The sequence below is a fragment of the Ferrigenium sp. UT5 genome, from assembly GCF_045866295.1.
In the GTDB taxonomy this organism is placed as follows: Bacteria; Pseudomonadota; Gammaproteobacteria; order Burkholderiales; family Gallionellaceae; genus Sideroxyarcus.
Genome location: NZ_BAAFRY010000033.1, coordinates 1 through 12,665, shown reverse-complemented (window position 1 = coordinate 12,665; position 12,665 = coordinate 1). Strand labels below are relative to the sequence as shown.

Here is a 12,665-nt window from a genome sequence, read left to right as displayed (position 1 = left end):
TTGCACGAAGGACTGTTCGCCGTTCAAGTCGGAGACACTATAAAAATCTCCAAATGCAGCATCAAATAAGGGTTCCAGAGTCATGGGATCGTATTTAACCGGACACTAGTGTTCTCCGCCATGAATGGCATCGTCCGCCGCGACGCGCGCAACACCTTCTCCATGAATGGCAGCACCCGCATATAGCCCAGCGTGGTCTCGGTCGGCATAAAGCGCAGTTGGGTGAGCTTGCCGGTCGCATCATCGATGAACACCAGCAACGTGCAATACTCGCCGCGCCCTTCAAACCAGTCGTGGGGGCTGCCGTCGATCTGGATCATCTCGCCAAACCGGGCTCGCCGCTCGCGCATCGGGTGCGCGCACACCGTACCGCCGCGCTTGGACTTCCAGTAGCCCGCACCGATCATGATCTGACGGGTGCTTTCGACGGACAGATGAAGGCTGTGTAATTCGGCGAGCTTCTCGCAGGCCAAGGTCGGGCCGAAGTCACGGTAATGCGCGCCAATGAGTTCGATGGCCGTGGCTCGGAAGACTTCATCCAGCCGCCGGTTCGAGGCTCTGCCGCGCTTCTTGCTGGTTAATCCGACCCAGCCTTCACGCAGGTAGCACTTGGCCAATCGGCGCACCTGGCGCGGAGTGATGCCCATTCGCCACGCCGCTTCCTGCTGGCTGATTTCGCCCGCTTTCAACCTATCCAATACTTGTGACCGTTTTACTTCTTTCTGGCTCATGAGTTTGTCATTTTAAAAATATCCGCCTCTATTTTTAACAGGGGTGAGTTTAGTCACCAGCGGACATTTCTACTTGGGAGAAAGCGGACATTACTATTTGGGGCTCACATGGATAAATGCCACTCAAGAAAAATACTACCTTGTCACATGGTTCCCCATCGGTATTTCGGGCAAATCAGTGGTTCATCATCGGCATCGGTCGATTCGGACTCATGGCAGGCATAGGCTGCCGCAATGGGTCCGGATGAGACGGCATGTTATTTCTCATCCGATCGGGCATGGGCTGCGCTTCACCGTGCTGGTTCTTGTGATCTTTCCCGTCATGCATAACGCCAGACATGCGGCCAAGCACATCAGGACGTTGCATTATCTCGATATGATTCGCCTGCAAACGACGGCCCGCTTGTATTCGACCTGTTACACGAACCCGTTGCCCCTGGATGAGTTGTTCTATGCCCCCGCCGGCAACGGATGTTGAACTTGAATAATCGATATCGTATCCGCTGATTTTCATCTGCTGTCCTCCCATGCGATCAATAAGCAAGCCTTCGACCACCACCTGCCTGACGTGCCCGGCAAAATACAGGGAAGGGTCATGCTGTGCGCTTTCCGCATTGAACTGCCGCCCATCCCATTTACCTTTGAGCAGAACTTCCGCACCAGCCACCAGCATTGATTCCTTTGCCTGAACCGGTGTGCCTGAAACAACAAAATGCCCGGAGCTATCCCGCGCAACCATGCCAACAATGCTGGCATCCGCCTTGCCATGCGCAATCTCTATGCGTGTGGCGATAATTTCATTATCCGCATTTCTGTAGCCGCTCACCTTAAGCGGCATACCGACGCTTATCTCCTGAACGGCTGCGATACCGCCAAGCAGTGTTGCATCACTCAGCCTGATTTTTTGACCTATAACTTCGACTAAACCGGCACTGGGGTTGATCGAAGTCACCGGCCCTTCGACTGCATTCAGAATGTCAATTTTGTGGGCCAGCAATCGTTTCGGCCCGTCAACAGCGTCGATGGCAATCACCTGCCCCACCGCCAGATTACGAATTCCTGCCGCATTCCCGTTGCTGCTCACCTGCGTTGCATCGTCAAAATCCACTTCCAGACCGTTAATGCAAACACTGGCAAATCCGGTGATGGTTCCAACAATCCCCGTTCCACCTATACCGCCATTGGCTTGTGCGCCCGTACCGCCAATACCACCCTCGCCTGCAACTTGATTGTTAATCAGTGGCATCCCGGTTCCGCCGATTCCGCCTTCTGCTTCGATGCACGCGGCCAACACGATGTGAGGCATGATGATCAAGCACAAACACACCGATCTCAATGCGTGGACAAGGGCATAGCGTAATGGGCTCATTTTGTCGTTTCTCCAGAAGTCGGCTCGCTATAAAAATACACTCCGCAGGTAAAACGCTGATGTGGTGTGGAATCTTGCGCATCTCGTGTCTCCAGACGCATCGCGGAGTGGTTAAGTGTTTTCAGCATATGGGCACTCAACTGCTGTGCCTGTGTGTTCAATTCTTCGATACTGGATTGGGATAATGCATCGTAATAGACGCTGCGCTCCAGCCAAGGCGCGCCATCGCCCACTAGGTTGTGAGTGGCAGCAGCGGCATGATCATGCAGGTTGTGCGCAAAGAAGTAGAGCTTTTCCTCCAGTCCTTCTTTGGGAATAAAGGCTTCTGTACTGAGGACTACACGGTCTTTGTCGTCCAGACTAACGATGCCCAAGCGCAGCCATTCATCAAGCACCACACGCGCCCGGATGTCTTTGCTGCGACTCATCACCAGACGTTCAAATGACACCTCGCCATCGGAACTCGACAGGCGAGGCAACGGGCGCGGGCGCCCATCGGCATCCACAAATGGCGGCTGTTCCAGCCAGGCTGTCACGAGCTGCGCCCCCACGGAAATGACTTCAGGCATGGACATGTCCGCAGCCAATTCCTGATTGCGCAGCCGCCTCACGTCCTTGCGATGCACTCCCGTCAGCAGGCTGATGCGGCTATCCGTCGAAGGCTTTCCATCGAGCCAGAATTCCTTGTCCGCCACCTCGACAAACAAACCCTTGAGCAACTCGGCAATAAACGGATAAGTGATTCCGCTGGCAAGCATGAGTCGCACCAGCGGGCGCATGACCCGCGTGATGGCACGTACCAATACTGGTGACAGACTTGCTTGGCTCATAAGAACAGTGACAACTTAACAAAGTAACGACATTTGATCGCTGCGCATTATATCCCACAAAATACTTGACGTGGGATTTTTTCCCACTCAATATTCGTTCCGTGGAAATTATTTCCACGCAACATAAACTCAAACTTACCTTTAGGAGAAAAGCATGAAACGTAAATCATTGATGGTCGCCGGCATGATGTTCGCTGTATCTACTGTGGCAGTTGCCGCAGGCATGGGCGCCGGTACTGGCAATATGGGTGCAGGCAGCATGGGCGCCGGTGCGGGCACTATGGATGCCGGCTCTATGCGCGGCAGCATGGGCGCTGGCAATGTCGGCGGGGCGGGCATGGGGCATGGCCAGACAGCAGGCACTGCGATGAACCACACTGCTACCAATAAACATCATGCAACACATGGCACACAAAACAAGCCTTCAAATCACAACAACACAGAGCATGGTTCGATGGAAAACGCTCAGCCCGAACAAGCCGCACCGCAGCGCAACTAACTACTCATAGAGCCATCCGACACAGGGTGGCTCTATTTATTGGAGAAACCGAATGAAATATCTGATAAGCCTATTGCTGCTGGTTTCATTTCAAGGCTGCATGTTGATTGGCGAGCATGGAATGCATGGCATGATGAATCATGGCAAGGCGGAAGAAACGAAAGCCACCCCGCCCAGCGGCGAATCGACCAAACCGGTGAGCGAACCAGCACCACACCAAAGTTGATTCGGTATGACACACCAAGAAGCCAACGGCGAAATACCGCCGTGGGCTTCGCTAAAACAAATGATATGGGAACAGTATGCAAAAAATAATCACGTCTGGATGGATCGCGATTGCCGCAATCCTCTCTTTTTCTGCCCATGCCGAAGGCACATTTAATCTTTCGATCGGCTCCGAATACACCAGCGGGAAATATGGGACAGCCACCTCCACCAGTGTCTGGTTCTTTCCTGTCACCACCAGTTATCGGCAAGACAGCACGTCTTTCAGCCTGACCGTCCCCTATGTACGCATTACCGGTGCTGGCGGCGTCATCGGTGCAATTGGAAATCAGTTTCAGATGAATGGCGGCACGAGCGGCGGAACCAACGGTTCGCGCCGCACGACTGCCGGCTTAGGCGATGTTGTGCTGTCCGCCACGCAAAATATCTATACGAACACAGAGCAAGACTGGGCGATCGACTTGGCGGGCAACATCAAGTTCGGCACGGCAGATAGCACTAAAGGTCTGGGAACTGGCAAGAATGACTACTCGGTTCAAGCTGACTTTTCGAAGTATTTTGAAGATACTGATTTGTTCGGCACAATCGGCTGGCGCATGATGGGTGACCCCGCCGGAATCAATTTCAAAAATCCATGGTTCACCTCTGTCGGTGCCGGTTATTCACTCTCGCAAACCACACGGATCGGACTGGCTTACGACTTCCGGCAAAGTTTGATAGACGGCACGGCAAATTTTTCAGAATTGCTCGCCTTCATCAACTACAACCTTTCAGATCAGTCCCGAATCCAGTTGTATTTACTCAAAGGCTACACCGACAATAGCCCTGATCTTGGCATGGGTGCAATGCTGAACTTAAGCTACTAGCCGATTGACTATCACTCTTCACTTTGCCACAATCCGTCCATGTCTCGCCTAACCGGAAAATTCGTTGCTGTTCTGATGCTGCTGTGGCTGCCGATATTCACCGGCAGTGCGCTCGCCGCATCGGTATCAATGCAGTTGCAACGCGGCACCTGCCACGAAGCTGCCGCATCAACGGCAATTTCGCACGCGGATAGCGAACATCATCAGCATCACAGCGAAGCGCCTACCGTAGCCGACCAGCAAGACACCTCATGCAGTGCATGCGGCATCTGCCATCTGGCCTGCACCGGCTATTTGGTCGCCCCCAGCGCGGGAACGACCGCCGAGCAAGCAGCTTCTCTGGAGATCACTCCTTTCTTGGTTGTATTCAGCTCTTTCACTTCCGCCCCGCTCGTTCCGCCTCCTCTCGCTCGCGCCTGACGCGGGGCGAGTCCGTCTGTCGTTTCCATAAGCTGATCTTCGTCCTGCCCTGTCCGCGCCGGTTTGCGCCTGCGCGCTGCATTGGCAGCGTCAGCGCACCCCCTGCCATTCCGCTCGCACGATCCGATTTTTAAGGAGATTAAAGATGAAATTTGCAACCTTCAGCATCGCTGCATTCCTGCTTGCCACTTCCACTGCCGCACTGGCAGTCGATCATATGCAACACATGTCCCAGACCGAGATGCATCAAACCGATGCGCATGTTGCCCAGACCCACAGGGGACATGGGACGGTGAACAAGATCGATCTGCAGCACAACACGGTCAACATGACGCACGGTCCGATCAAGTCGCTCGGTTGGCCCGGCATGACCATGGACTTCAAGGTCAAGGATGCCGCGATCCTGAAAGACCTCAAGCCCGGTCAGAACGTGATGTTCGAAGTGGTCAATGAAGGGCCGCGCAGGTATTTCGTCACGCACATCACACCGCAAAAATAATCGAGACCAGGCTGTGCGGCAGTCGCCAAACCTGGCGGCGGCCGCCTCCGACTGGAGACAACCGAATGACAAACCCGATCAAGAATTTCGCTTTCGCTTTGCTGCTGGCACCTTTGCTGATGCAGACGGCGCAGGCGGAAACGCCCCCCCCGCTGCAACTGGACGAGGCCGTGGCACTCGCACTGGCCGCCAATCCCGGGCTTGCGGCACGGCAGTCGCGCGCCGAGGCGCTGGCGGCTGTGCCCGAACAAGTGGCTACCCTGCCCGATCCGACGCTGTCGCTGAATGCGCTTAGTTTTCCGACCGACACGTTCTCTGGATCGCAAGAGGCAATGACGCAGAGACAGATTGGCATCGGCCTGACGCTGCCCTTTCCCGGCAAGCTGGGTCTGCGCGAACAGGCAGCCGACAGCGAAGCACAGGCGGCCGGGCAGGATGTGCTCGAACAAAGTCAACTGCTGGAACGCAATGTGCGCAGCGCCTGGTGGAGCCTGTTCTATCTCGACCGTGCGCTGGACATCGTGCTGCGCAATCAGGCCTGGATGCGACAACTAAACACCATCGCGGAAACCCGTTACAGCACTGGACTCGGCATGCAGTCCGATGTGCTGCTGGCGCAAGTCGAACTGTCCAAACTGCTGGAGATGGAGCTCAGCCTGCGCGCTTCGCGCCGCAACATGGCGGCACGCATGAATGCCCTGTTGGGACGCCAAGCCTTTACCGCAATCACCTTGCCGGGGCAGGCATCCGAAGCCCTGCCGCCGGTCGCCGCTCGCGAACAACTGATTGCACTGGCGCAGGAAGCGCGCCCGCTGCTCGCCACCCGGCGCAAGCTGCTGGATGCCGCCGAGGCGCGCACCCGTCTGGCGGAAAAAGACTATTACCCCGACCTCAAGCTGGGCCTGGCTTACGGCTTCCGCAGCGGCAACAACCCGACCGGCGGAACCCGCGCCGATCTGGCCAGCGTCACGCTCGGCATCAACCTGCCGCTGTTCGCCGACAGCCGGCAGGGACAGGCGGTCGCCCAGCGCAAGGCCGAAAGGCAGCAACAGGATTACGAACTGCAGGACAGCGTATTGCAGGTGACGGTTCAGATCGAACAGGCGCTGGCGGAATACCAGTCCGCGCGCGAACAGGCCGCACTGTTCAAGGGCGGTCTCATCCCGCAGGCACAGCAGACCGTGTCCGCCATGCGCGCCGCGTATCAGGTGAACAAGGTGGATTTCCTCAATCTGGCGCGCGCGCAAGTCACGCTCTACAACTACGAAACCCAATACTGGAAAACCATCAGCAACGGCTGGCAGGCGCTGGCAAATCTACAAGCGGCGGTCGGTGCACCGCTGCCTGCACCCAAGGAGAACACAGATGAACAATAAGACGATACTCGCCATTGCCATTGGTGGCGCACTGCTGGTCGGCACGGGCGGCGGTTACTGGCTGGCCGGCACACCGCAACAAAACAGCGAATCAAAAAATCCGGCAGCGGGCAACAAACCCCTGTTCTACCGCAACCCGATGAACCCGGCGATCACCTCGCCGATACCGGCGCAGGACGAGATGGGCATGGACTACATCCCGGTGTATGCCGATGATGACGCATCGAAGGAACGCAAGGTCCTGTTCTACCGCAATCCGATGAACCCGGCGATCACCTCGCCAGTACCGGCGCAGGACGAGATGGGCATGGACTACATCCCGGTGTATGCCGAAGAAAAGACTGAATCGCTGCCCGGTACGGTGAGCATCGACCCGGTGATGGTGCAGGACATCGGTGTGCGCACGCGGGCGGTTCAGCGCACCACGCTGTCGCGCAGCATCCGCACCAGCGGCCGCGTCACGGTGGACGAGGAACGCCTGTTGCGCCTGCATCCGAAATACGATGGCTGGGTGGAAAAACTGTTCATCACCAATACCGGCGATGCGGTGAAAAAAGGCGACATGCTGCTCTCCATCTACTCGCCGCAACTGGTGCCCAGCGAGGAAGAATATCTGCTGGCGCTGGACAATGCGGAGAAGCTCAAGGACAGTCCGTTCGCCGATGTGCGCCAGGGCGCGCAGAGTCTGCTTGCCTCGTCCGAACAACGGCTGCGCCTGCTCGATCTGCCGGAACACCAGCTCGAACAGCTCAAGCAGACGCGCGAAGTGTTCAAGGGAGTGCACATCCATTCGCCGATGAGCGGCATCGTGATGAACATCGGCGCACGCGAAGGCCAGCGCATCATGCCGGACACCGAGCTGTATGCAATCGCCGACCTGTCGCAGGTATGGGTGATGGTCGATCTGTATGAGGACGACATGCCCTGGGTGCGCGAAGGCGATCGCGCCCGTTTGCAGGTCGCCGGCATACCCGGTCGCACCTTCAGCGGCACACTCACCCGCATCTATCCCTACCTTGATGCCAAGACGCGCACGGTCAAGGCAAGGCTGGAATTCGCCAACCCCGGATTGCTGCTTAAACCGGACATGTTCGGCCAGGTGGAAGTGCAGGCCGGACGCACGGTCGATGCGCTGACCGTGCCGAGCGAAGCCATCGTGCGCAGCGGGACGCAGGCTCAAGTGTTCGTGCAGCGCGCACCGGGGCGTTTCGAACCACGCACCGTCACACTGGGCGTGGCCGCCAACAGTCAGACGCAGATCGTCAGCGGCGTGAAGGAAGGCGAACAGGTGGTGTCATCAAGCCAGTTCCTGATCGACTCTGAATCGAAGCTGAAGGAAGCCACGGCGAAGATGCTGGAGACCCTGCAACAGCCTGCCAATGAAGTGTCGCCGCACGACACGGGAGCGCCGCAATGATCCGCGCCCTGATCAACCTCTCGATCAAGAACCGTTTCATGGTGCTGATCGCAACGCTGCTCATCTCGTTCGCGGGCTGGCAGGCGATGAAGTCCACGCCGCTGGATGCCATTCCCGACTTGTCCGACGTGCAGGTCATCATTTTCACCGGCTTCCCCGGCCAGGCGCCGCAGGTGGTGGAAGACCAGGTGACCTATCCGCTCACCACGGCGATGCTGTCGGTGCCGAAGACGAAAGTGGTGCGCGGCTATTCATTCTTCGGCTTTTCCATGGTGTACGTGATCTTCGAGGACGGCACCGATATGTACTGGGCGCGCACCCGCGTGCTGGAATATCTGAACTACGCCGCCGACCGCCTGCCCGCCAATGTCGCCCCAAAACTGGGACCGGACGCGACCGGCGTGGGCTGGGTGTATGAGTACGCGCTGGTGGACAAGACCGGCAACCACGACCTGGCGCAACTGCGCTCGATCCAGGACTGGTATTTGCGCTATCCGCTGCAAACGGTGGACGGCGTGGCCGAGGTCGCCTCCATCGGCGGCTACGTCAAGCAGTACCAGGTCGAGGTCAAGCCGGAAGCGCTGCTCGCCTACAACATCCCGCTCGCCCGGGTCAAACAGGCGATCAAGCAGAGCAACAACGATGTGGGCGGACGTCTGGTGGAGATGGGCGAGACCGAATACATGGTACGCGCATCAGGTTATCTCAAGGGATTGCATGACCTTGAAGTCATCCCGGTCGGCGTGGACGCGAACGGCACACCGATCTACCTCAAGCAGCTGGCCAACATCCATCTCGGCCCGGAATTGCGCCGTGGGCTGGCCGAACTCAACGGCGAGGGTGAAGTGGCCGGCGGCGTGGTGGTGATGCGCTATGGTGAAAACGCGCTGGCCACCATCGAACGCGTGCGCGAAAAACTCGAAAATCTCAAAAAAGGATTGCCGCAAGGCGTGGAGATCGTGCCGGTGTATGACCGGGGCAATCTGATCGAACGTGCGGTGGATAATCTCAAGGACAAGCTGATCGAGGAATCCATCGTGGTCGCGCTGATCTGCCTGCTCTTCCTGATGCACGCCAGAAGCGCGCTGGTCGCCATCATCAGCCTGCCGATCGGCATCCTGATCGCGTTCATGATCATGCGCTGGCAGGGATTGTCCGCCAACATCATGTCGCTGGGCGGCATCGCCATCGCCATCGGCGCGATGATAGACGGCGCGATCGTGATGATCGAAAACGCGCACAAGCACCTCGAACATCTCGCCGGGGAGGAAAGAAACAACCTGACCGCGAGATGGGAAGCGATTGCCCGCGCCTCAAAAGAGGTGGGGCCCGCGCTGTTCTTCTCGCTGGTGATCATCACCGTTTCATTCCTGCCGGTATTCACGTTGCAGGCGCAGGAAGGGCGGCTGTTCTCGCCGCTGGCATTCACCAAGACGTATGCGATGGCGGGCGCCGCACTGCTGGCCATCACGCTGGTGCCGGTGCTGATGGGTTTGCTGATCCGCGGCAAGATACCCGGCGAGGAACACAATTTCCTCAACGTCTGGCTGAAACGGTTGCACGGCCCGTTGCTGGGGATCGCCATGCACTGGCGCCGCGCCACCCTCCTGATCGCCGTGCTGCTGCTGGCGGTGACCATCTATCCGGTGATGAAGACCGGCTCGGAATTCATGCCGCCGCTGGATGAAGGCGATGTGTTGTACATGCCGACCACCTATCCCGGCATTTCCATCACCAAAGCGAAGGAGCTGTTGCAACAGACCGACAAGATACTGAAGACGTTTCCCGAAGTGCACCATGTATTCGGCAAGGTCGGTCGCGCCAATTCCGCCACCGACGCGGCGCCGCTGGCTATGATCGAGACCACCATCCGCTTGAAACCGAAAACCGAATGGCCGGATCCGCACAAGACCACCCGGGAATTGATGAGCGAGATGGACAAGGCGATCAAGTTTCCGGGGGTTGCCAACGCCTGGACCTATCCGATCAAGACGCGCATAGACATGCTGTCCACCGGCATCAAGACACCGATCGGCATCAAGGTTTCCGGCCCCGATCTCAACGTGCTGGAAAAGGTGGCCGGCGACATCGAAAAGTCCCTGAAAACCTTGCCGGACACGCTATCGGCTTTCGCCGACAAGGCGGCGGGCGGGTATTACCTGGATTTCGACATCAAGCGCGAAGAAGCGGCACGCTACGGACTGACGGTGGGGGCGGTGCAGGATGTGGTGCAGTCGGCTATTGGCGGCATGAATGTCACCGAAACCGTCGAAGGACTGGAGCGCTATCCGGTGAACCTGCGCTATCCGCGTGAACTGCGCGACAACATCGAAGCGCTGAAGCGCGTGCTGATACCGACGCCGACCGGCGCGCAGATTCCGCTGTCGCTGGTGGCGGATCTGCAACTGCGGCGCGGCCCGCCCTCGGTAAAAACGGAAAATGCCACGCCGAACGCCTGGATCTATGTGGACATCAAAACCAGCGATATCGGCGGTTACGTGGCGGCGGCGAAAAAACAGGTTGAAGACACGGTCAAGATGCCCGCCGGCTATTCGCTGGTCTGGTCCGGCCAGTTCGAATACATGGAACGCGCCGCCGCGCGCCTGAAAGTGGTGGTGCCGTTGACCCTGCTGACCATTTTCCTGCTGCTGTATTTCAACTTCCGCAATCTGACCGCACCTGCCGTGGTGATGATCTCCATCCCGTTCGCGCTGATCGGCGGGTTCTGGCTGATCTGGCTGCTCGGTTACAACATGTCGGTGGCGGTAGCGGTCGGCTTCATCGCGCTGGCCGGCGTATCCGCTGAGATTGGCGTGCTGGTGCTGACCTTCATCGACCAGGCCGTCGCCCGCCGTCGCGCCGAAAAATCGGGTGTGCTGGACGCGGCCGACATCACGGCGGCGGTGCTGGACGGCACCACCCAGCGCGTGCGCCCCATCGCCATGACCGCCACCGCGGTGATCGCCGGGCTGCTGCCGATCATGTGGGGCAGCGGCACCGGGTCGGAAGTCATGCAGCGCATCGCGGCACCGATGATCGGCGGCATGGTGACCTCGACCATTCTTTCTCTGCTGGTGCTGCCGGTCATTTACGGTTCGGTGCTGCTCATGCAGGAAAAACGCAACGCAAAACGAACTACCGCAACGCCATAAAACAGAAAGGAACAACATGAAATCATTCAATCAACTCCTGCTTGCACTAACCCTTACCCTGACGTGGATGGGGGCGGCGCAGGCACTGCCAATCATCACGGTACACAAAAGTCCAACCTGTGGCTGCTGCGAAAAGTATGTGGACTATCTGCGCGAAAACGGTTTTGTGGTGGAGGCAAAAAATGAAACTGATATGAGCGCGATTAAGAAACGCTACGGCATGGCAGATGTTGCGAGTTGCCACACGGCATTGATAGGCGGCTATGTGGTTGAAGGACATGTGCCTGTTGCGGCAATCCGCAAGCTCCTGAAAGAGCAACCCAATATCGTCGGCATCAGCGCGCCCGGTATGCCGATGAATTCACCCGGTATGGGCGAGATGAAAAAAGGAACATTGACCATCTATGCCGTGCCGAAAGACGGAAAACAGCCTTATGTATTTTCAGTTGAGTAATACAACAGCGATGAAAAATACTGCAATTTCAGGAGGCGAGCATGATTGAAATCATTCCCAATTTTCACCCTGTATTGGTGCATTTCCCCATCGCGTTTATCACGTCGGCATTAGCCTTTACTGCCGTCGGTGCGCTTTCGAATAAAAAACCTTACGCTTCGTTGATTTTGATGGCAGGACGGTGGATGTTATGGGGTGCGGTGTTGTTTGCCCTGATGTCTGCCGTATTCGGTTGGTTCGCTTACAACAGTGTTGATCACGATGAGATCAGCCATGCGGCGATGACTGTGCATCGCAACTGGGCACTCGTCACCTTGGCCGTATTGCTGGCACTTTCGGTTTTGGATTTGTGGCGTGGTCGAGCTGAAAAAAAGCAATCGCCAAACTTTCTGATTTTGCTGATGCTGGCATGGCTGTTGATGATGACAACCGCATGGCATGGTGGCGAGCTAGTGTACCGTTATGGCTTAGGCGTGATGTCTTTGCCCAAAACGGCGGGGCATGATCATCCACACGCTCACGGTGACATGCAGATGCCAGATGAAGCCGCACTTCATGAGGGTGGTCATCTGCATGGCCACGATGAATCGGTGCTGGATGAAGCTTCATCCAGTTCAACGCCCGCGACGGCTATCCAAGGCACGACCCCTCAAAAAGTTGGGCATACCCATGCACCAGGAACGCCGCCGCACACGGATTAACTTCATATTTATTTGGGGTCTTCGTGAAAGAGTGTGGGTAAATTTCATGTTTTTTAGAGCCTCGGGAGCATGGACGTGAGTATTTTCAGCCGCAGATATTCTTCATCGCGCAGTCCATACGCACGG

Annotated in this window: 12 protein-coding genes and 1 pseudogene; 10 read left to right on the top strand and 3 right to left on the bottom strand. The window is 57.3% G+C overall.

Translation table 11 applies throughout. From position 1 onward, the window contains the following. Window positions 1-170: 170 nt before the first annotated feature. From ACKTSJ_RS10405 to ACKTSJ_RS10395, 3 genes and pseudogenes are all read right to left on the bottom strand, one after another. A pseudogene (locus tag ACKTSJ_RS10405) lies at window positions 171-731 on the bottom strand (helix-turn-helix domain-containing protein); the annotation flags it as partial. Window positions 732-906: 175 nt separating this feature from the next. Next, complete coding sequence (locus ACKTSJ_RS10400) at window positions 907-2,100, bottom strand: DUF5666 domain-containing protein (RefSeq protein ID WP_407899982.1); 1,194 nt, start codon at window positions 2,098-2,100, stop codon at window positions 907-909. Further along, the gene (locus ACKTSJ_RS10395) at window positions 2,097-2,930 is read right to left on the bottom strand and encodes a DUF6502 family protein (RefSeq protein ID WP_407899980.1); all 834 of its coding nucleotides are present in this window, start codon (window positions 2,928-2,930) and stop codon (window positions 2,097-2,099) included. Before ACKTSJ_RS10395 ends, ACKTSJ_RS10400 begins: the two co-directional genes overlap by 4 nt. A gap of 154 nt (window positions 2,931-3,084) precedes the next feature. On the opposite strand from ACKTSJ_RS10395, the gene ACKTSJ_RS10390 reads away from it, so the two are divergent. The 10 genes from ACKTSJ_RS10390 to ACKTSJ_RS10345 all read left to right on the top strand — a co-directional run bounded on the left by ACKTSJ_RS10390 (window position 3,085) and on the right by ACKTSJ_RS10345 (window position 12,539). Continuing rightward, the gene (locus ACKTSJ_RS10390; protein ID WP_407899978.1) at window positions 3,085-3,429 is read left to right on the top strand and encodes a hypothetical protein; all 345 of its coding nucleotides are present in this window, start codon (window positions 3,085-3,087) and stop codon (window positions 3,427-3,429) included. A 52-nt stretch (window positions 3,430-3,481) separates the two neighbouring features. Next, entirely contained in the window at window positions 3,482-3,655 is a 174-nt protein-coding gene (locus ACKTSJ_RS10385; protein WP_407899976.1) for a hypothetical protein, read from the top strand. A 76-nt stretch (window positions 3,656-3,731) separates the two neighbouring features. After that, window positions 3,732-4,520 carry a hypothetical protein gene (locus ACKTSJ_RS10380; protein ID WP_407899974.1) on the top strand — a complete coding sequence of 263 codons (789 nt, stop codon included), beginning with the start codon at window positions 3,732-3,734 and terminating at the stop codon, window positions 4,518-4,520. A gap of 39 nt (window positions 4,521-4,559) precedes the next feature. Beyond that, window positions 4,560-4,940: a DUF2946 domain-containing protein gene (locus ACKTSJ_RS10375; protein ID WP_407899972.1), complete on the top strand. Its 381-nt coding sequence runs from the start codon at window positions 4,560-4,562 to the stop codon at window positions 4,938-4,940. A gap of 145 nt (window positions 4,941-5,085) precedes the next feature. Next, window positions 5,086-5,439: a copper-binding protein gene (locus ACKTSJ_RS10370; RefSeq protein ID WP_407899970.1), complete on the top strand. Its 354-nt coding sequence runs from the start codon at window positions 5,086-5,088 to the stop codon at window positions 5,437-5,439. 65 nt (window positions 5,440-5,504) lie between these two features. Beyond that, window positions 5,505-6,815 (top strand): TolC family protein, encoded by a 1,311-nt coding sequence (locus ACKTSJ_RS10365; RefSeq protein WP_407899968.1) that lies wholly within the window; start codon window positions 5,505-5,507, stop codon window positions 6,813-6,815. Beyond that, window positions 6,805-8,232, top strand: coding sequence for an efflux RND transporter periplasmic adaptor subunit (locus ACKTSJ_RS10360; RefSeq protein ID WP_407899966.1), 1,428 nt, complete (start codon window positions 6,805-6,807; stop codon window positions 8,230-8,232). Before ACKTSJ_RS10365 ends, ACKTSJ_RS10360 begins: the two co-directional genes overlap by 11 nt. Continuing rightward, a complete protein-coding gene (locus ACKTSJ_RS10355; RefSeq protein WP_407899964.1) occupies window positions 8,229-11,384 on the top strand; it encodes an efflux RND transporter permease subunit in 3,156 nt (1,051 codons plus the stop codon). The genes ACKTSJ_RS10360 and ACKTSJ_RS10355 overlap by 4 nt, the downstream gene beginning before the upstream one ends. 16 nt (window positions 11,385-11,400) lie before the next feature. Further along, window positions 11,401-11,838: a DUF411 domain-containing protein gene (locus ACKTSJ_RS10350; protein WP_407899962.1), complete on the top strand. Its 438-nt coding sequence runs from the start codon at window positions 11,401-11,403 to the stop codon at window positions 11,836-11,838. A gap of 41 nt (window positions 11,839-11,879) precedes the next feature. Next, window positions 11,880-12,539 carry a DUF2231 domain-containing protein gene (locus tag ACKTSJ_RS10345; RefSeq protein WP_407899960.1) on the top strand — a complete coding sequence of 220 codons (660 nt, stop codon included), beginning with the start codon at window positions 11,880-11,882 and terminating at the stop codon, window positions 12,537-12,539. Window positions 12,540-12,665 lie beyond the last annotated feature (126 nt).

What these genes read in the sequence shown, in the direction of transcription:
- ACKTSJ_RS10345 (WP_407899960.1), top strand. Translation starts at nt 11,880, where the DNA reads ATGATTGAAATCATTCCCAATTTTCACCCTGTATTGGTGCATTTCCCC.
- ACKTSJ_RS10375 (WP_407899972.1), top strand. Translation starts at nt 4,560, where the DNA reads ATGTCTCGCCTAACCGGAAAATTCGTTGCTGTTCTGATGCTGCTGTGG.
- ACKTSJ_RS10350 (WP_407899962.1), top strand. Translation starts at nt 11,401, where the DNA reads ATGAAATCATTCAATCAACTCCTGCTTGCACTAACCCTTACCCTGACG.
- ACKTSJ_RS10380 (WP_407899974.1), top strand. Translation starts at nt 3,732, where the DNA reads ATGCAAAAAATAATCACGTCTGGATGGATCGCGATTGCCGCAATCCTC.
- ACKTSJ_RS10360 (WP_407899966.1), top strand. Translation starts at nt 6,805, where the DNA reads ATGAACAATAAGACGATACTCGCCATTGCCATTGGTGGCGCACTGCTG.
- ACKTSJ_RS10355 (WP_407899964.1), top strand. Translation starts at nt 8,229, where the DNA reads ATGATCCGCGCCCTGATCAACCTCTCGATCAAGAACCGTTTCATGGTG.
- ACKTSJ_RS10370 (WP_407899970.1), top strand. Translation starts at nt 5,086, where the DNA reads ATGAAATTTGCAACCTTCAGCATCGCTGCATTCCTGCTTGCCACTTCC.
- ACKTSJ_RS10365 (WP_407899968.1), top strand. Translation starts at nt 5,505, where the DNA reads ATGACAAACCCGATCAAGAATTTCGCTTTCGCTTTGCTGCTGGCACCT.
- ACKTSJ_RS10400 (WP_407899982.1), bottom strand. Translation starts at nt 2,100, where the DNA reads ATGAGCCCATTACGCTATGCCCTTGTCCACGCATTGAGATCGGTGTGT.
- ACKTSJ_RS10395 (WP_407899980.1), bottom strand. Translation starts at nt 2,930, where the DNA reads ATGAGCCAAGCAAGTCTGTCACCAGTATTGGTACGTGCCATCACGCGG.
- ACKTSJ_RS10385 (WP_407899976.1), top strand. Translation starts at nt 3,482, where the DNA reads ATGAAATATCTGATAAGCCTATTGCTGCTGGTTTCATTTCAAGGCTGC.
- ACKTSJ_RS10390 (WP_407899978.1), top strand. Translation starts at nt 3,085, where the DNA reads ATGAAACGTAAATCATTGATGGTCGCCGGCATGATGTTCGCTGTATCT.